Below are 17,174 nucleotides of genomic sequence, written 5' to 3'. Positions count from 1 at the left end.
ATCCATGGATCCCGGATCAAGCCCGGGATGACAGAAAAATCACGCCACCTCTTCTGGCCAATACAAGCGCATCGGATTGTCCACCAGCAGCTTCTTTTGCAGCTCGGCCGTGGGGGCGATGTGCGGGATGAAGTCCACCAGCAGGCCATCGTCGGGCATGTGGTCTTTGAGGTTGGGATGAGGCCAGTCGGTGCCCCACAACACGCGGTCGGGGAACTCTTCCACGATGCGCTTGGCAAAGGGGATCACGTCCTGATAAGCGTTTTGCTCCCCATTCAAAGCCTTGGGGCCGGTGACCGACAAACGCTCGGGGCAGGACACCTTGCTCCAGACGTTTTTGTGTTCACGCATGAACTTCTGGAACAGCGCAAACTGCGGGCCGTCCACGGGCAGCGACACATCGGGGCGGCCCATGTGGTCCACCACCACGGTGGTCGGCAGCGCGGTGAAGAAGTCCCACAGCTCAGGCAGATCCACGGCTTCAAAATAAATGACCACGTGCCAGCCCCACTTGGCAATGCGGCTGGCGATTTCCATCAGCTCGTCCTTGGGCGTGAAGTCCACCAGACGCTTGACGAAGTTGAAGCGCACACCGCGCACACCAGCGTCGTGCATGGCTTGCAATTCGGCATCGCTCACGCTGCGCTTGACCGTGGCCACGCCACGCGCCTTGCCGCCAGAGCTGACCAGTGCATCGACCATGGCTCGGTTGTCAGCGCCGTGGCAGGTGGCCTGCACCACCACGTTGCGGGCAAAACCCAAGTGATCGCGCAAGGCGTACAGCTGGTGCTTGGACGCATCGCAGGGCGTGTACTTGCGCTCGGGCGCATAAGGAAACTCTGCGCCAGGGCCAAACACGTGGCAATGCGCATCAACAGCGCCTGCGGGCACTTTGAAAGTGGGCTTGGCCGGACCGGTGTACCAGTCCATCCAGCCTGCGGTTTTGGTGAAGTCACCGGTTGTAGGTTTGCTCATCTTGGCTCCATCATGAACGAACAAGAGGCTGCACGGCCCTGCCGGGGCTCATCAGTCCTTCGGCCAGCAAATCGCCCCAACAGGGCCGCACAGCCTCTTGTCCTTTGTTGTTAGGTTTGATCAATCGATGTATTTCAGACCCGCTGCCGCCAGCGGCTCGCGCATCTTGTACATGTCCAGACCCAGCACACCGGATGCCAGCTTGGCGCGTTTTTCGCCTTCATTGGCTTCGCGGGCTTGCGCCGTGGCCAGCGTCTTGGCGGCGATGGCTTGAGGCACGCAGACCACGCCGTCGTCATCGGCCACGATCACGTCGCCGGGGTGGACAATCATTCCGGCGCACACCACGGGGATGTTGACCGAGCCGACCGTGGCCTTGATCGTGCCCTTGCTGCTGATGGCTTTGCTCCAGACGGGAAAACCCATCTTGGTCAGCTCTTTCACATCGCGCACACCGGCGTCGATGATCAGGGCGCGAGCGCCACGGGCCATGAAGGACGTGGCCAACAGATCGCCAAAATAGCCGTCGGTGCATTCGGCGGTGATGGCCGCGACCACGATGTCGCCGGGCTGAATCTGCTCTGCCGCCACATGCATCATCCAGTTGTCGCCGGGGTGCAGCAGCACCGTGACGGCCGTGCCGGACACCTGCGCACCCGCATAGATGGGGCGCATGTAAGGCTTCATGAGGCCGACACGGCCCATGGCTTCGTGCACCGTGGCCGAGCCCAAAGCGGCCAGACCGTCGGTGGCTGCGCGGTCAGCGCGGGTGATGTTGCGGTAAACAACGCCGAGTTCGTACATGGTTTTCTCCTGATTCAAATTGAGAATGTCATCCCCGCGAAGGCGGGGATCCAGAGGCATGGATGCCCGATCAAGTCGGGCATGACAAAAACTGTCGAGCCTGACAAAAACTGTCGAGCCTGACAAAAAACGGTCTGGCCCGACAAAAAATGGGCGCGCATGGCAGTCGTGGATAGAAGACAGACCGCCGTTTACTTGCCCTTGGCCGTCAGCTGATCGTCCAGACGTTTGAACACGCGGCGGGCATTGCCTTCGTAGACCATGTAACGCTCTTGCTCGTTCAGGTTGGCCGTGGCTTGCACATAGCGCTTGGTGTCGTCGAAATAGTGGCCGGTTTCGGGGTCGATGCCGCGCACCGCACCGATCATCTCGGACGCAAACAAAATGTTCTTGACTGGGATCACTTTGGTCAGCAGGTCAATGCCCGGCTGGTGGTACACGCAAGTGTCAAAGAAGATGTTGTTCAGCAGGTGCTCGGACAGCAAAGGTTTTTTGAGCTCTTGCGCCAGACCGCGGAAACGGCCCCAGTGGTAAGGCACCGCGCCGCCACCGTGCGGGATCAAGAACTTCAATGTGGGGAAGTCCTTGAACAAATCGCTGGTCAGGCACTGCATGAAAGCGGTGGTGTCGGCGTTCAGGTAGTGCGCGCCGGTGGTGTGAAAGCAGCTGTTGCAGCTGGTGCTCACGTGGATCATCGCGGGGATGTCGTACTCGACCATCTTTTCATAGATGGGGTACCAGGCTTTGTCGGACAAAGGCGGCGAAGTCCAGTGACCACCCGACGGATCGGGGTTGAGGTTGATGCCGACGTTGCCGTATTGCTCGACGCACTTGACCAGCTCTGGGATGCAGGTGGTGGGGTCCACACCGGGAGACTGGGGCAGCATGGCCGCTGGCACAAAATGGTCGGGAAAAAGTTGCGCCACGCGGTAGCACAGCTCGTTGCAAATGGCCGCCCAGGTGGACGAGACATTGAAGTCGCCAATGTGGTGGGCCATGAAACTGGCACGGGGGCTGAAGATGGTGATGTCCGAGCCGCGCTCTTTCATCTTGGCCAACTGGTTGGTCTCGATGGTCTCGCGCAGTTCGTCGTCGCTGATTTTCAGCTCGGACACTTTGGGCATGGACGCGGGGTCTTTGATGCCTGCAATTTGCTTGTTGCGCCAGTCTTCCAGCGCCTTGGGGGCGGTGGTGTAGTGACCGTGCACATCGATGATCAAGGGCTGGGTTTGGCTCATGTCTGCTTCCTCAATGATGGGTGTTTTGTAGGTCGGCGGCTTCAGCCCCGACAAAGTGCACTGGTGACACATGTCAGGGCTGAAGCCGCCGACCTGCAAAATTCAAGCGCCCATTGTGCTGGCTCACCCCTTGAACGCCCAGCCTCCGTCGCAACTACCAGATAGAACAAATTTGCATAACCAAACCATGGCTATGACAAAATTACGCCAACAGAAAGGGTTTCCATGGACCTCAAACAGCTGGAATACTTTGTGCGCGTGGCCGAACTGGGCAGCTTCACCCGGGCCGCGCAGGCCCTGAACATTGCCCAACCGGCGCTCAGCCGCCAGGTGCGCCTGCTCGAAGTCGAGCTGCGGCAAAACCTGCTGGTGCGCAATGGCCGTGGCGCCACCCCCACCCAGGCCGGGCAATTGCTGCTGGAACACGGCCGGGGCATCCTGCACCAGGTCGAACGCGCCCGCGAAGAACTGGGTCGGGTGCGCACGGGGTTGACAGGCCGCGTGGCACTGGGTCTGCCGCCCAGCGTGGCGCGGGTGCTCACGGTGCCCTTGACCCGCGCATTTCGCCTCAAGATGCCCGAGGCCCAGCTGTCCATCAGCGAAGGTTTGTCAACAGCCATGCAGGAGAACCTGCAAAACGGTCGCCTGGACATTGCCGTGCTCTACAACCCGAACCAAGTCGCAGGCATTGAGCACACGCCCTTGGTCCAGGAAGAACTGCTGCTGGTGCAGCCCCGCCCGCCGGGCCTGCAAGAAGACCCACCGCCGCCGCCCATCGGCCTGCAAGAAGTGGCCACCCTGCCCCTGGTGATCCCCACCCGCCCCAACGCGATCCGCATGCACGTCGAATCCGAAATGGCCGCCATGGGCTGCCGACCCCAAATTGCGCTGGAAATCGACGGCGTGAGCGCCATCCTGGACCTGGTGGCCGACGGCGCGGGCTACGCCATCCTGTCGCGCAACGCCGTCATGCGCTCGGTGCGGCCTTCGGCATTTGTGGTGCGGCAAGTGTCTGAACCTGCACTGACCATTCAGCTGACCACGGCGGTGAGTTCACTGCGTCCCACCACGCTCACCCAGCAAGCGACTTTGGCGCTGATCAACGAAGTGGCGCATGAATGGTTGACTTCGTGATCCATCACCCGAGATGGCTCACAAAAGGTGGTGTTGCAACACCCACAGCAAGCCACTGAGCGTGAAAAAAGACACCACCGTGGTCACCAGCAGCGTGGCCGCACTGATGGCGTTATGCCCATGGCGCTGGCTCAGGATGGTGTAGATGCCCAGCATGGGCAAGGCCCCGGTGAGCAAGGCCGCAGAGCGCAGGGCCGGATCGGCAATCGGCACCATCCACATCAGCACCACCCACACGGCCAGCGGATGCAAAAACAATTTGCCAAAGGCGATTTGCGACACCGTCCCCTTGAGACCCCCAGCCTTGAGCCCCACCAGCGAGCCCCCGATCACGAACAGCGACAAGGCCGCACTGGCCTGCGCAAACAGGTTGATGGTGCGGGCAAAGGGCGCGGGCATCTGAGCGCCTGACAGCGAAAACAGGAAACCGGCCACGATGCCGATGATCATCGGGTTTTTGACCAGGCCTTTGAGCGTCTGCAGCAAAGCCTGCTTCCACTGCCCGGGCTGGCCCTGGCTGTCGGCCACGGCCAGCAGCAACGGGATCAGGAGCAGGTTTTCAACCACCATATTGAGCGCCAGCGCCACGCCCGCCACCGGACCCAAGGTCAGCAGCATGATCGGGTAACCCACAAAACCGCTGTTGGGACAAGACATGCCCATGGCCATCATGCTGCTGTAGCTGAGCGTGTGGCCTTGCACCTTGCGCGCCCAGAACAAGCCCCCTAGAAGAACCGCTATCGACCCCAGCGCATACGCCAGCAGATACTGGGCGTTCAGAATCTCGCCGATGCTGCGCTGCGACAGCGCATTGAACAGCAAGGCCGGCAAGGCCAGGTTGATCGTGAATTTGCCAAAGACCTGCATGTCGGCCCTGGCAAACACGCCCCGGCGGGTGAAGAAATAGCCCAGCACAATCGCCAGGTAAATCGGGCCAGTGATGCCCAAGATCTCAAAGGTGGAATTCATCGCTCAGTCAGGTCTGTTCGGCCCCCGACACATCCGGCGGCCATGTCCGATTGTCCGGCAAAGCCAGCCCTGCCCGCTGGCGATAGAGCACTGACTGCTATTGCAGATGCGCATAGCACCCGCCCTGTTTCACAAATCCAGCACCAACCTCGCCGTCTGGCTGCGTGAGCAGCACACCATGATGCAGTCGCCCTTTTCCTGCTCTTCAGGGGTGAGGTACATGTCCCAGTGGTCGGGCTGGCCAGCAACCACCTTGGTGAGGCAAGTGCCGCAGATGCCTTCCGAGCATGAAAAAGGCACGTCGTGTCCGGCGTCCTGCAACACTTTCAGGATCGATTGGTCTTTGCTGACTTGCAGGGTCTGGCCGCTTTTTTGCAGTTGCACTTCAAACGTGCCGTCAGCAGCAATGGGGGTCTGGCTCAGGTCTCTGGTGTTCATGCGGTGACTCCGGTTTCGTTTTCTTCAGCCAGCAAGCGGTCAATGATGCGGCGCGACTGCACGCCCCCTGAATCGATGTTGAGCATGAGCAGTTTGCGCTCTGGCCACTTGGTGATGTTGGCTTGTTGCAATTGCAGCATCTCCATGTCTTCACCAAAGATACCGCCTTGCCCCGTGCGAATCTTGTCGGTCAAGGCCGCGTCTTCCGGCTTGAACTGGCGCGCCATGCCCCAGTGGTACCAGTGGGAGGTCTCGGTTTCCGGCGTGATGAAGTCCACCACCACGCTGTAGGCCTTGTGCTCGGGTGCCGCGTCAAACCCGCCTTTGCCTGCCAGCGCCACACCCACGTCGATCATGACGTGGCTGGGTGGGGAAAAGCGGCAAATCTGCCAGCGGTCGACCTTGGCCTGCGGGTCCAGGCCATTGGCGCTCATGGCCATTTGCCAAAACGGGGGCGCCTGAATGCCTTCCATGTGGCGCTGCAAGATGACCTTGTCGCCATCGACCTTGGTTTCACAGGGCGTCTCGTCGATCTCGGGCTGGCCGATGCTGTTGGCATGCACATAGGTTTCGTGCGTGAGGTCCATCAGGTTGTCGATCATCAGGCGGTAATCGGCCTTGACGTGGTAAAGCCCGCCGCCATAAGCCCAAGCGGGGTTGTCAAAAAACTCGAACACGGGCATCTGCGATTCGTCGACCTTGGCCTGGTCGCCGGGCCAAACCCAGACAAAACCATAGCGCTCGACCACGGCAAACGCCTTGACAGCCGGAAAGCCGCGCACGCGCTGGCCGGGCATGTGCACGGTCTTGCCCTCGCAGCCCATCTCCAGGCCGTGGTAGCCGCACACCAGCTTGCCATTGCAGACCTTGCCCAGCGACAAAGGCGCACCCCGGTGCGGGCAGAAGTCTTCGACCGCAGCCACTTTGCCGTCCGGGCCTTTGAAGAAAACCATTTGCTCGTTGCAGATGGTGCGGCCCAAAGGCTTGTCGCCCAGCGCGGTCAGATCGGCCAGAGAACAGGCCACATACCAAGTGTTTTTAATGAACATGTTTCACCTCTTGGAGCCAATGAATTCAAAGCTTGCGGGCCACACCCAGCAAGCTGTCCAGCAATTCGGGGTTTTCGCGGAGCGTTTCGGCGTCGCTGGCATGCACCACATTGCCGTGGTCCAGCACCACGGCGCGGTGACTGATCTTCAAAATCGCTTGCGGGTGCTGCTCCACGATGATGGCCGACAGGCCCTCTTCGCGGGTGATGCGGGCAATCGCGCGCAGCAGCTCTTCCACAATGATCGGGGCCAGACCTTCCAACGGCTCATCGAGCAACAGCAAGCGCGGATTCAGCACCAGGGCCCGGCCCACGGCCAGCATCTGCTGCTCGCCGCCCGACAGCTGCGTGCCCAGATTGGTCTTGCGCTCGGCCAGACGCGGGAACATCTCGTACACACGCTCGGGGCTCCAGGGGCGGCTGGCGTGGCCTGCACGCCCAGGCCGTGCCACCGCCGTCAGGTTTTCGTGCACCGTGAGCGATTTGAAGATGTTGCGCTCTTGCGGGACCCAGCCAATGCCTGCGGCAGCGCGCTCGTGCGAGGGCAAGGTGTGCAGCGCTTGGCCACCCAAAATGATCTGGCCGCCATGCTGACGAGTGGCCCCGGCCAGCGTGTCCATGAGCGTGGTCTTGCCGGTGCCGTTGCGGCCCAGCAAAGCCAGGGTCTCGCCCTCGCCCAGCGACAGGCTCACATCGTTCAGCACCACCGCCTCGCCATAACCTGCACTCAGACTTTCGACTTTCAACAACTCAGCCATGAGCCACCTCCTCGCCATGCCCCAAATACACTGCCTTGACTTGCGGATCGGCCGCAATCGCCTGGGGTGTGCCTTCGGTCAGCACTGCGCCATTGACCAGCACCGTGATGCGGTCGGCAAATTCAAACACCAGGTCCATGTCGTGCTCAATCAGCAAGACCGACACATCGGCAGGCAGAGCCGCCACGGTCTGCAAGAGTTCTTCGCGCTCGCCTGCGGGCACGCCCGCCACCGGTTCATCGAGCAACAGCACCTTGGGCTCGCAAGCCAGCGCAATCGCCATCTCCAGCAAACGGCGTTTGCCATAAGCCAAGTACTCGGTGCGCTGGTGCATGACTTCGGTCAGGCGGAACAATTCAAGCAAAGCCTCGCAGCGCTCGACCACCGCCTGGTCTTGCCCCAACACCGACCACCAACGCCCTCCCAGGCCTCGCTGCTGCGAGACAACCATGGCCAGTGTCTGCAAAGGCGTCATGCTGGCAAACAGCTGGTTGATCTGAAAGGTGCGCACCATGCCCCGGCGCACACGCAGGTAGGGTGCGAGCTGGCTGATGTCTTCGCCGAGCAACTCGATGTGGCCCGAGGTGGGCGGCAAAACGCCGGTGAACAAATTGATGAGCGTGGTTTTGCCTGCGCCATTGGGCCCGATCAGGGCATGGCGCGCGCCCAAACGCAATTCAAGATTCACATTGTCGGTGGCGGTGATGCCACCGAATTGTTTGACCAGGCCTTGGGCCTTCAAGACGGCGGGGGCGTTCATGACAGCTGAATTCATTGCGCACCGCCTTTTTGATCGGCAGCGCGGCCAAACCACAGCCAAGGGCGGATCAAACGCTCACGCCCCACCATGACCAGCACCACCAAAAACAGGCCAATCCAAAAGGTCCAGTACTGCGGCGTGATCCCCGAGATCACGTCGTGCATGAGCTTGAACACCACCGCACCGACCACCCCGCCATAGAGCCAACCCACGCCGCCGATGACCAGCATCAGCATCACGTCGGCCGAACGCTCCAGTGCAAACACGTCGAGCGAGGCAAAGCCGGTGGTCTGCGCCATGAGCGCACCCGCAGCGCCAGCCAGGGCTGCGGCCACGGTGTAAACCACGGCCAGGCGGTTGTGCACCGGGATGCCAATGGCCATGGCGCGCAGCGGGTTGTCGCGCACCGCCATGAGCGTGGCACCCCAGGGCGAATTCACCCAACGCCGCGCCAATGCAAACAAGATCAGAAGCACCGTCAGCGAATACCAGGCGGCGGTCTGACCGTACAGATCGAATTCAAAACGGCCCAGCACCGGACCCATCATCACGCCCTGCAAACCGTCCGAACCGCCCGTGAGCCAGTCGAGCTTGTTGGCCAGCTCCATCAAGATCAGCGCCATGCCCAGCGTGACCATGAGGCGCGTCAGATCGGTGCCGCGCAAGATGGTGAGCGAGCAAACCGCGCCCAGCAGCGTGGCGCAAAAGGTGCCAAAAATCAGACCGGCCAAGGGATCGGGCATGACATGCTTGGCAAACAGGGCCGCAGCATAGGCGCCAAAACCCAGAAACGCCGCATGGCCCAGCGACACGATGCCGGTGTAGCCCAGCACCAGGTCGAGCGACACCGCAAACAAGGCGACGATGGCCACCTCGTTGACGATCAGGGCATGACCGGGGAAGGCAAAAGGCAAGACAAAAGCTACCAGCCAAACCAGCGGCTCCCAGCCCCGAATGCGGGCACTGGCTAAAAGTTGTTGACGAGCATCCATTTCAGCGGCCTCCTTTGCGCACAAACAGCCCTTGCGGACGCCAAATCAGGATCGCGATCATGAGCGAGTAAACAATGAAAGAGCCGAGCTTGGGCATGTAGTATTTGCCCGCCACATCGGCAATGCCCAAAAGCAATGCCGCCCACAGCGGCCCGGTGATGGATGACGTGCCGCCCACCGCGACCACGATCAAAAAGTACACCATGAACTTGAGCGGAAAAGTCGGGTCCAACCCCAACACTTCGGCGCCCAGCGCCCCGCCCAAACCGGCCAGGCCCGAGCCCACCGCGAAGGTGGCGGCAAACACCAGATTCACGCGGATGCCCAAGCCTGCGGCCACGCGGGCATCGTCCACGCTGGCCCGCAAGCGACTGCCAAAGCGGGTCTTTGCCAAGATGAATTGCAGGCCAACGGTGAGCGCAGCGCACACCGCGATGATGAACAAGCGGTAGTGGCCCATCCCCAACGCCCCATCCCAGAGCTCGGTGCGCCCACGCAGCCACTCGGGCAATTGCATGATCTGTTGCTGCGAGCCCATGAAGTAATCCATGCTGGCCACCGACATGAAGGTCAGTCCGATCGAAAACAAGACCTGGTCCAGGTGCGGCTTGCGGTACATGTGCCGGTAAAGCGTGCGCTCGAGCAGCGCACCCAGCAAGGCAGCGCCCACAAACGCCAGGGGCAGGCACCACAAAAAGGGCACGTCCCAGCGCTGCATCAGCACCACCGTCAAATACCCGCCCGCCATGGCAAAGGCCCCGTGCGCCAGGTTGATGAAGTTCATCAAGCCCATGGTCACCGACAGGCCGACCGCCAGGATGAAAAGCAGCATGCCGTAGGCAATGCCATCGAAAAGAATGGTCAACATGTTTTTTGAAGTTGGGGGCAGTTCACGCGGCAGATGTGCAGCGCGAGCCTGCAAGAGATGGATGCCCAATCAAGTCGGGCATGACAGTCATCTGTCCAATCAACGGGCTTTGCCCGGGTCTTTCACGTCCTTGAGGGTCGCGAATTCCTGGTTGTAGAGTTGGCCGTTCACCTTCTCCACCTTGCGGATGTAGATGTTGTGCACCACGTCGCGGGTTTGCGCATCGATGAACATCGGGCCACGGGGGCTTTCAAACACCTGGCCCTTCATCGCGTCGAGCAGGGCCTGCCCGCCAGCACCTTTGGTGGTTTTGGCCGCTTCATAGATCACGCGCATGCCGTCGTAACCGCCCACGGCCATGAAGTTGGGGCGCAAGCCGTTGTTGGCTTTCTCAAATGCAGCGACGAACTTCTTGTTCAAAGGCGAGTTGTGCGATGCCGAGTAGTGGTGCGAAGTGACCACGCCATTGGCCACATCGCCCATGCTGTTCAGGATATCGTCGTCGGTGATGTCGCCAGTGCCGATCAGTTTGATGCCGGCCTTGTCCATGCCGCGTTCGGCAAACTGCTTCATCAGCGCTGCCCCTGCGCCCGAGGGCACGAACACATAGACCGCATCGGGCTTCAAATCACGCACTTTTTGCAGGAACGGGGCAAAGTCCGGGTTGCGCATGGGCACGCGCAAGGTGTCGAGCACCTGGCCGCCGTTGAAGGTCAGGCGGTCCTTGAAGTACTTCTCGGCATCGATGCCGGGGCCATAGTCAGACACCAGGGTCACTACTTTTTTGATGCCGTTGTTGGGTGCCCAGTCGGCAATGGCCACGGCCGCTTGTGGCAGCGTGAAGCTGGTGCGCACGATGAAGGGCGAGGCTTGCGTGATGCTGGAAGTGGCCGCAGCCATCACCACCATGGGGGTTTTGGACTGGGTGGCAATCGGGGCGGTGGCAAAGGCCAGCGGTGTCAAACCAAAGCCCGCGAGCACGCTGACTTTTTCATTGACCACCATCTCTTGCGCCAAGCGCTTGGTCACATCGGCCGCGCTGGTGTCGTCTTTCACGATCAGCTCGACTTTTTTGCCCGCCACCATGTCGCCGTTTTGCGCCATGTACAGGCGCGCTGCGGCTTCGATCTGCTTGCCCGTGGAGGCAAACGGGCCGGTCATGGGCAAGATCAAGCCAATCTTGAATTTGTCTTGCGCCATGGCCGTTGATGCGGTCAAAGCCAAGGAAGCGCAAGCGATGGCGCTCAGAAATTGTCGTTTATGCATGCTCTATCTCCTCGTTAAAAATCGGTTCAGGACGGTCTGATCAGTTGCACACCGGGCGTGCCCGATGCCGCCGGGTCGCGCAAGGCGACCTGCATGTTTTGGCGCGCAATGCGCGAGTGCTCGCGCATGATGGCCTCGGCCCGACCGGCTTCACGCCGCTCGATGGCGTCCAGCACCTGACGGTGCTGGTGCTGCGCCACCACCAGGTTGTCGCGGGCTTGCGCGTTATGGATCTCCACCCCCACAAAGCCCGAGGCCGACGCAAAAGGCAGGCTGGCCGCGCGTTCAATCTCGCGGGCCAGCACCGCGCTGTCGGCCATCTCAGACAACTGCTTGTGGAACTGGCCATTGAGTTCGACATAGGCTGAAAACGTCTCGTCGTCCAGCGCCGAGTCGCGCAGCACCAGATCGATCTGAGCCAGGCATTCGCGCGCTTGGGCCAGCAAGCCGGGCCGCACACCGCGCTCGGCGGCCAGGCGCGCAGCCAAGCCTTCCAGCGTGCCACGCAGCTCGATCGCATCGGCCACTTCGCGTTCAGAAAATGTGCGCACCGCATAGCCACCTCCAGACAGTGGCTCCAGCAAACCCTCTTGCTTAAGGTGCATCAGCGCTGCGCGGATGGGCGTGCGCGACATGCCCAAGCGTTCCACCAGCGCCAACTCGGCAATGCGCGCCCCTGCGGGCAAGTCACCGGCCAAGATCAACTCGCGCAAACGCTGCTGCGCCTTGACGGCTTGGGAGCCGCCTTCGGCGTCAGAGTCAACAAGGCGAACGGTGGATGCGGACATGGGCCAATCGATAAAAAATGGATTAAACCACCGCCCGGGCCATCAATGTATACAGAAAACCCTTGAAACCCCGTTTTTTGCTCAAGTTTTAAGCAAAAATTCGATCTGATGTATCCAACGAGACAAGCCAAGCCCCACAGCGACAATCAAGTCATTGGAAGAAACAACCCCCATGGATTTGCAATTTCTTGAATTCGACTGCAGCGAAGACAGCGAAGGCGTGGTCTGCTGGGACGCGCTGGCCCAACCCGCCGCACACCACACCCCCGCCCTGCTGCACGAGGTGACGCAGTTGCTGGCCTGGGCAGACCGCTTTGGCCCGCAAGCGCCCGGCCCCATCGAAGACGGCGCAGATTGGGACTTTGACCTGCACATCCGTGTTGGCAACGCCCCAATATCCGCCCACTGGAACAGCTCAAACCAAACACTGGCGCTGTCGTCATTGCCCAGCGATGAGATCACGCTGAGCCTGAGCATCAGCGGTACACCCGCATTTGCCCAAGCCCTTCGCGAACACTGGAACGCGCCTTGAACCACCCCCATCGCCCTGCCCCGGTCAGCTTTGCGCAGGCCCTGAAGTTCTGGCTCTGGCTAGGCTGCGTCAGCTTTGGTGGCCCGGCGGGGCAGATCGCCCTGATGCACGAAGAGCTGGTGGTGCGCCGCCGCTGGATTTCTGAAAAGCGCTACCTGCACGCCCTGCACTACTGCATGCTGCTGCCCGGCCCCGAAGCACAGCAACTGGCCACCTACACCGGCTGGCTGATGCACGGCACACGTGGCGGCATTGCGGCAGGGGCCCTGTTTGTGCTGCCATCGCTGGTGCTGTTGATCGCGCTGAGTTGGGCCTACACCGTGTGGGGCCAACACCCCTGGGGGCAGGCGCTGCTGTGGGGCCTCAAGCCTGCCGTGACGGCACTGGTGCTGCAAGCCGTGCACCGCATGGCCAAGCGCACGCTCAAAGCACCGTGGCTGTGGGCTCTGGCGGGGGCATCGCTGCTGGGCACGCTGGTCGGCGTGGGTTTTCCGTGGCTGGTGGCCGCTGCTGCGCTGGTGGGCTGGGCCATGGCACGCCAGCGCCCCATGCAGGGCAGCGCTCACGGCCAGACCGGCGCAGCGCAAGAAGCAACAGCGGCCTTGATCGACGACCACACCCCCACACCCGAACATTCACGCTACACCACCGGCCGCCTGCTGCGCACGTCAGGCATCGGCTTGGCCCTGTGGGCGTTCACGCTGGGCGGCTTGGCCCTCTGGCTGGGCGCGGGTCACACGTTGGTGCGCATGGGCGGCTTTTTCACCGAAGCGGCACTGCTGACCTTTGGCGGCGCCTACGCGGTGCTGCCCTATGTGACGCAGGCGGCGGTGTCACAGTTCGGCTGGCTCAGCGCCACACAAATGATGGACGGCCTGGCCTTGGGCGAGACCACGCCTGGACCGCTCATCATCGTGGTGGCCTTTGTCGGTTTTCTGGGAGGCCAGGGTCAGGCACTGCTGGGCGATCCGCTGCTGGGCGGCATCGCGGCAGCGTGTGTGGTCACCTGGTTCACATTTCTGCCCTCTTTCATTTTCATCCTCGCAGGAGGGCCGCTGGTCGAATCAAGTCGGCATGTGCCCACCCTGAACGGACCACTGCAAGCCATCAGCGCGGCGGTGATTGGCGTGATGCTGCAACTGGCTGGCACTTTCGCATGGCACACGGGCTGGCCCACGGCGCAATGGTCGCAGCCCGACTGGCCTGCATTGGCGCTCACGGCCCCGGCAGCATGGCTGCTGATTGCGCGGCAGTGGCCGGTGGTGCGGGTACTGGCAGTTTGTGCGCTGGTGGGGATGGGGGTGCAGTGGGTATGAGGTTGGGTTCGCTCAGCGCTTAGCTCAGTTGGGTGTCGGCTTCAGGCGGGGAGCGGACTGCCGTAGTGGGTTATTGACCGACCGCAGACGACCCCAAGCCGTCATCGGGGCTGCGACAAAGCAGTCAATCGCGCGGTCCTTTTCTATGAAGGCATATCAAGCCCCACTGCAATTTGATTCGCTAGTGTGCTTCTAGGCTAATTTTGCTTGGCTCGCAAATTATGCTAAAGTAATTCATCAATTACTTATTTATGATCCCTCCTACAAGAGTTAAGCTCAAAACCGAAGACCGCCAGGCAGAACTGATCCAGGCGGCCTTGGAGTTAGCTGCTGAGCGCAGCCCGACCGAAATTACCACGGGTGATCTGGCTTTGGCAATCGGCATCACCCAAGGGGGAGTTTTCAGGCATTTCGACAGCAAAGAGACCATCTGGCTGGCTGTTGTCGATTGGGCGCACGAGACCTTGATGGAGCGGCTACAGCAAGCAGCTCAAACTCGTCAGGCTAACGCTTTGCAGGCTCTGCGGGCCGTGTTCATGGCCCACATCAATTTTGTGGAGCAGTACCCGGGCGTTCCACGTCTTGTTTTTCAGGAGCTGCAGCATGCCAAAACCACCCCGCTCAAGACAAGGGTGCAGCACCTTATGGCCGACTACCGGACTTTGATCGCCCAATTGCTGACCCGAGCCCGTGAAGAGGGTCTACTGGCATCCGAGGTGGACCCCGCGTCAGCTGTGGTCCTCTTCATGGGAGCAGTTCAGGGACTCGTCATTCAGTCTCTGGTTACTGGCAAGCTGCGCGACTTAGCGAGCCAGGGGAAAGCCGTATTCAACCTCTATGAGGCAGGTCTCTTGCCCAAACAAAGAAACTGACGAAAGTAGCACCGATGACATTCAGAAAAATCAATAAGCGGCAAGTCTTGGTCGCGACCGGTGTAGTGATGGTGCTCATGGCTGTAGGATTTATTGCGACTAATGTGGGGCCACTCGCCCCCATCAATGTCACAGTAATACAAGTCAAGAGTGAAAGCTTGAGACCCTCAATTTTCGGTGTTGGCACTGTCGAAGCTCGTCAGAGCTGGTTGATGGGACCCACGATGGCTGGGCGTGTCTTGCGCGTGCATGTCGATGTGGGGCAATCGGTCAAAGCAGGTCAGCTTCTTGCCGAGATGGATCCGGTGGACCTGGACCAGCGCCTGCAGGCGCAAGAAGCTGCCTTGTCCAAGGCCAGCAGTGTGCAGACAGCAGCTCAGGCACAACTGGCCGATGCCAGAGCACGGCGCGATCTGGCCACCACCAATCTGAACCGGCAAAAGGAACTGGCCCGTCAGAACTTCATCAGCCCGTCTGCGCTAGAGGGGCGCGAGCAGGAACTCAAGTCTGCTCAGGCTGCCTTCGAAGCAGCCCAGGCCAACTTGCAAGCAAGCCGACAGGACGCCCAGCGCTTGCAGGCCGAGCGCGCTGCCGCCGTGCAGCAAAAACAGAACACCCGCTTGATCGCCCCCGCCGATGCGGTGGTGCTAAGCCGCGATGCCGAAGCCGGCAGCACGGTGGTGGCGGGCCAGGCCGTGGTCCGGTTGGCAAATCCCGCCAGCCTCTGGGTGAAGCTGCGTGTGGACCAGGCGCGCTCAAGCGGTCTCGCAGTGGGTTTGCCGGCCCAGATCACCTTACGCTCGCGGATGCAGCAGGTGCTGGCCGGCCGGGTGGAGCGGGTGGAGCTGCAGGCCGATGCAGTGACCGAGGAGCGCATCGCACAAGTGATGTTCGACCAGATTCCAGCAGCGCTGTCGATCGGTGAGATGGCCGAAGTCACGCTTCAGTTACAAGAGACAGACCCGGCTTTGGTGGTGCCGCAGGCCAGTGTGCAGACGCACCAAGGCCGCACAGGCGCGTGGCGGCTTAAAGACGGCGCGCTGAACTTTGTGTCCGTTCAGTGGGGCGCGTCCAGCCCGGACGGTCGCGTGCAGGCACTGAGCGGCCTGGCCTCGGGCGACACGGTGGTGGTCTACAGCGACAGGCCCTTGTCGGTCGGAACCCGCTTCAAGGTGGTGAACTCGCTGGTTAACAAGGCCCAGCCATGATCAGCCTGGCTGCGCGCGACATTCAGCACAGCTGGGCCAAGTTCGTGCTCACCGGGTTGGGGCTGGGTTTGCTCATTGGCGTGACGTTGACCATGGCAGGTGTGTTTCGCGGCATGGTTGACGATGCGCAGGCCCTGCTCAACAACAGCGGTGCCGACCTCTGGGTGGTTCAAAAGGATACGCAGGGGCCGTACGCAGAATCGTCCAGCCTGAAGGACGATGTGGTGCGCAGCATTGCGGGCATGCCAGGGGTGGCCATGGCAGCCAACATCACTTACTTCACCATGCAGGTCAAGGCCGTGGGGGGCAAGGAAGCCCGGGCCATGGTTGTAGGGATCGCGCCTGGAATCGCCGGTTTGCCTGGACAACCGGGCCATTTGTTGGCAGGCCGGCATCTCACACGCAGCCACTACGAGGCAGTTGTGGACATCAAGACCGGACTGACGCTGGGCGATAAGGTGCAAATCCGGCGTCACACCTACGAGGTGGTAGGCCTGACGCGCCGCATGGTCTCATCCGGAGGGGATCCGATGGTGTTTATCCCCATCAAGGACGCGCAGGAAGCGCAGTTCCTCAAGGACAACGACGCCATCGTGAACGACCGGGTGCGCACAGCCGCCAACCCCGCCTTCAATCGGCCGGCAGTGCCGGGCATGCTTGATGCAGTACAGAACCTGCAGACCAGCAGCCGCAACGTCAATGCCGTGCTGGTGCGAGTGGCCGATGGCTGGAGTGCAGAGCGTGTGGCCGAGCCGATCCAGCACTGGAAGCACCTGACCGTGTTCACTCGTGCAGACATGGAAGACATCCTGGTGGACAAACTCATTGCCACCTCGGCCAAACAAATCGGCATGTTTCTGGCCATCCTGACGGTGGTGAGTGCGGCGATTGTGGCGTTCATCATCTACACCATGACGCTGGGCAAGATCCGCGAGATCGCAGTGCTTAAGCTGATCGGCACCCGCAACCTCACCATTGCGGCCATGATCTTGCAGCAGGCACTAGGCCTAGGGGTGATCGGCTTTGTGGTCGGCAAGGTAGCTGCCACGATTTGGGCACCAGTGTTTCCTAAGTTTGTATTGCTCTTGACGCAAGATGCGATTGTTGGTTTTGGGGCAACGATGCTCATCTGTGCACTGGCCAGCACGATGGCTATTCGAGTGGCCTTGCGTGTTGATCCGGCGCAGGCCATCAGTTGAGGCGTACGA

General features: G+C 61.1%; 18 protein-coding genes. 6 read left to right on the top strand and 12 right to left on the bottom strand.

Going from position 1 to position 17,174, the window contains the following annotated elements:
* Positions 1-39: 39 nt before the first annotated feature.
* The 3 genes from B9Z37_RS10445 to B9Z37_RS10435 form a co-directional block, all read right to left on the bottom strand.
* Positions 40-975 (bottom strand): amidohydrolase family protein, encoded by a 936-nt coding sequence (locus tag B9Z37_RS10445; RefSeq protein ID WP_108312951.1) that lies wholly within the window; start codon positions 973-975, stop codon positions 40-42.
* A gap of 120 nt (positions 976-1,095) precedes the next feature.
* Entirely contained in the window at positions 1,096-1,779 is a 684-nt protein-coding gene (ligK, locus tag B9Z37_RS10440; RefSeq protein ID WP_108312950.1) for a 4-carboxy-4-hydroxy-2-oxoadipate aldolase/oxaloacetate decarboxylase, read from the bottom strand.
* Positions 1,780-1,970: 191 nt separating this feature from the next.
* Positions 1,971-2,999, bottom strand: coding sequence for an amidohydrolase family protein (locus B9Z37_RS10435; protein ID WP_108313009.1), 1,029 nt, complete (start codon positions 2,997-2,999; stop codon positions 1,971-1,973).
* A gap of 243 nt (positions 3,000-3,242) precedes the next feature.
* Between B9Z37_RS10435 and B9Z37_RS10430 the strand changes: the two genes are divergently transcribed.
* The gene (locus B9Z37_RS10430; protein WP_108312949.1) at positions 3,243-4,151 is read left to right on the top strand and encodes a LysR substrate-binding domain-containing protein; all 909 of its coding nucleotides are present in this window, start codon (positions 3,243-3,245) and stop codon (positions 4,149-4,151) included.
* Between the two features lie 18 nt (positions 4,152-4,169).
* On the opposite strand, the gene B9Z37_RS10425 is transcribed toward B9Z37_RS10430, so the two are convergent.
* The 9 genes from B9Z37_RS10425 to B9Z37_RS10385 form a co-directional block, all read right to left on the bottom strand.
* Positions 4,170-5,120: an AEC family transporter gene (locus B9Z37_RS10425; RefSeq protein WP_108312948.1), complete on the bottom strand. Its 951-nt coding sequence runs from the start codon at positions 5,118-5,120 to the stop codon at positions 4,170-4,172.
* A 129-nt stretch (positions 5,121-5,249) separates the two neighbouring features.
* Positions 5,250-5,558 (bottom strand): 2Fe-2S iron-sulfur cluster-binding protein, encoded by a 309-nt coding sequence (locus tag B9Z37_RS10420; protein ID WP_108312947.1) that lies wholly within the window; start codon positions 5,556-5,558, stop codon positions 5,250-5,252.
* The gene (locus B9Z37_RS10415; RefSeq protein ID WP_108312946.1) at positions 5,555-6,607 is read right to left on the bottom strand and encodes an aromatic ring-hydroxylating oxygenase subunit alpha; all 1,053 of its coding nucleotides are present in this window, start codon (positions 6,605-6,607) and stop codon (positions 5,555-5,557) included. Before B9Z37_RS10415 ends, B9Z37_RS10420 begins: the two co-directional genes overlap by 4 nt.
* A 25-nt stretch (positions 6,608-6,632) precedes the next feature.
* Complete coding sequence (locus B9Z37_RS10410; protein ID WP_108312945.1) at positions 6,633-7,364, bottom strand: ABC transporter ATP-binding protein; 732 nt, start codon at positions 7,362-7,364, stop codon at positions 6,633-6,635.
* Positions 7,357-8,124, bottom strand: a complete 768-nt coding sequence (locus B9Z37_RS10405; protein ID WP_108313008.1) for an ABC transporter ATP-binding protein — start codon at positions 8,122-8,124, stop codon at positions 7,357-7,359. The genes B9Z37_RS10410 and B9Z37_RS10405 overlap by 8 nt, the downstream gene beginning before the upstream one ends.
* A gap of 11 nt (positions 8,125-8,135) precedes the next feature.
* Positions 8,136-9,116, bottom strand: a complete 981-nt coding sequence (locus B9Z37_RS10400) for a branched-chain amino acid ABC transporter permease (protein WP_108312944.1) — start codon at positions 9,114-9,116, stop codon at positions 8,136-8,138.
* A 1-nt stretch (position 9,117) separates the two neighbouring features.
* Positions 9,118-9,984, bottom strand: coding sequence for a branched-chain amino acid ABC transporter permease (locus tag B9Z37_RS10395; protein ID WP_108312943.1), 867 nt, complete (start codon positions 9,982-9,984; stop codon positions 9,118-9,120).
* Positions 9,985-10,083: 99 nt separating this feature from the next.
* A complete protein-coding gene (locus B9Z37_RS10390) occupies positions 10,084-11,250 on the bottom strand; it encodes an ABC transporter substrate-binding protein (protein WP_108312942.1) in 1,167 nt (388 codons plus the stop codon).
* A 26-nt stretch (positions 11,251-11,276) separates the two neighbouring features.
* Positions 11,277-12,038, bottom strand: coding sequence for a GntR family transcriptional regulator (locus B9Z37_RS10385; protein ID WP_108312941.1), 762 nt, complete (start codon positions 12,036-12,038; stop codon positions 11,277-11,279).
* A gap of 172 nt (positions 12,039-12,210) precedes the next feature.
* Between B9Z37_RS10385 and B9Z37_RS10380 the strand changes: the two genes are divergently transcribed.
* From B9Z37_RS10380 to B9Z37_RS10360, 5 genes are all read left to right on the top strand, one after another.
* Positions 12,211-12,570, top strand: coding sequence for a hypothetical protein (locus tag B9Z37_RS10380; RefSeq protein WP_108312940.1), 360 nt, complete (start codon positions 12,211-12,213; stop codon positions 12,568-12,570).
* Positions 12,567-13,886 (top strand): chromate efflux transporter, encoded by a 1,320-nt coding sequence (gene chrA / locus B9Z37_RS10375; protein ID WP_108312939.1) that lies wholly within the window; start codon positions 12,567-12,569, stop codon positions 13,884-13,886. The genes B9Z37_RS10380 and chrA overlap by 4 nt, the downstream gene beginning before the upstream one ends.
* 251 nt (positions 13,887-14,137) lie before the next feature.
* Positions 14,138-14,758 carry a TetR/AcrR family transcriptional regulator gene (locus B9Z37_RS10370; RefSeq protein ID WP_108312938.1) on the top strand — a complete coding sequence of 207 codons (621 nt, stop codon included), beginning with the start codon at positions 14,138-14,140 and terminating at the stop codon, positions 14,756-14,758.
* Positions 14,759-14,772: 14 nt separating this feature from the next.
* Complete coding sequence (locus B9Z37_RS10365; RefSeq protein ID WP_108312937.1) at positions 14,773-15,966, top strand: efflux RND transporter periplasmic adaptor subunit; 1,194 nt, start codon at positions 14,773-14,775, stop codon at positions 15,964-15,966.
* Complete coding sequence (locus B9Z37_RS10360) at positions 15,963-17,165, top strand: ABC transporter permease (RefSeq protein WP_108312936.1); 1,203 nt, start codon at positions 15,963-15,965, stop codon at positions 17,163-17,165. The genes B9Z37_RS10365 and B9Z37_RS10360 overlap by 4 nt, the downstream gene beginning before the upstream one ends.
* Positions 17,166-17,174: the final 9 nt, after the last annotated feature.

Origin of the sequence: Limnohabitans parvus II-B4 (assembly GCF_003063455.1) — a bacterium.
GTDB classification, from domain to species: Bacteria; Pseudomonadota; Gammaproteobacteria; order Burkholderiales; family Burkholderiaceae_C; genus Limnohabitans_A; species Limnohabitans_A parvus.
The sequence above is the reverse complement of the archived record's forward strand: the minus strand, read 5'-3'. Positions and strand labels throughout refer to the sequence as shown.

What these genes read in the sequence shown, in the direction of transcription:
- B9Z37_RS10370 (WP_108312938.1), top strand. Translation starts at nt 14,138, where the DNA reads ATGATCCCTCCTACAAGAGTTAAGCTCAAAACCGAAGACCGCCAGGCA.
- B9Z37_RS10430 (WP_108312949.1), top strand. Translation starts at nt 3,243, where the DNA reads ATGGACCTCAAACAGCTGGAATACTTTGTGCGCGTGGCCGAACTGGGC.
- B9Z37_RS10360 (WP_108312936.1), top strand. Translation starts at nt 15,963, where the DNA reads ATGATCAGCCTGGCTGCGCGCGACATTCAGCACAGCTGGGCCAAGTTC.
- B9Z37_RS10400 (WP_108312944.1), bottom strand. Translation starts at nt 9,116, where the DNA reads ATGGATGCTCGTCAACAACTTTTAGCCAGTGCCCGCATTCGGGGCTGG.
- B9Z37_RS10410 (WP_108312945.1), bottom strand. Translation starts at nt 7,364, where the DNA reads ATGGCTGAGTTGTTGAAAGTCGAAAGTCTGAGTGCAGGTTATGGCGAG.
- B9Z37_RS10365 (WP_108312937.1), top strand. Translation starts at nt 14,773, where the DNA reads ATGACATTCAGAAAAATCAATAAGCGGCAAGTCTTGGTCGCGACCGGT.
- B9Z37_RS10395 (WP_108312943.1), bottom strand. Translation starts at nt 9,984, where the DNA reads ATGTTGACCATTCTTTTCGATGGCATTGCCTACGGCATGCTGCTTTTC.
- B9Z37_RS10390 (WP_108312942.1), bottom strand. Translation starts at nt 11,250, where the DNA reads ATGCATAAACGACAATTTCTGAGCGCCATCGCTTGCGCTTCCTTGGCT.
- B9Z37_RS10380 (WP_108312940.1), top strand. Translation starts at nt 12,211, where the DNA reads ATGGATTTGCAATTTCTTGAATTCGACTGCAGCGAAGACAGCGAAGGC.
- B9Z37_RS10415 (WP_108312946.1), bottom strand. Translation starts at nt 6,607, where the DNA reads ATGTTCATTAAAAACACTTGGTATGTGGCCTGTTCTCTGGCCGATCTG.
- B9Z37_RS10445 (WP_108312951.1), bottom strand. Translation starts at nt 975, where the DNA reads ATGAGCAAACCTACAACCGGTGACTTCACCAAAACCGCAGGCTGGATG.
- B9Z37_RS10420 (WP_108312947.1), bottom strand. Translation starts at nt 5,558, where the DNA reads ATGAACACCAGAGACCTGAGCCAGACCCCCATTGCTGCTGACGGCACG.
- B9Z37_RS10425 (WP_108312948.1), bottom strand. Translation starts at nt 5,120, where the DNA reads ATGAATTCCACCTTTGAGATCTTGGGCATCACTGGCCCGATTTACCTG.
- B9Z37_RS10405 (WP_108313008.1), bottom strand. Translation starts at nt 8,124, where the DNA reads ATGAACGCCCCCGCCGTCTTGAAGGCCCAAGGCCTGGTCAAACAATTC.
- B9Z37_RS10385 (WP_108312941.1), bottom strand. Translation starts at nt 12,038, where the DNA reads ATGTCCGCATCCACCGTTCGCCTTGTTGACTCTGACGCCGAAGGCGGC.
- ligK (WP_108312950.1), bottom strand. Translation starts at nt 1,779, where the DNA reads ATGTACGAACTCGGCGTTGTTTACCGCAACATCACCCGCGCTGACCGC.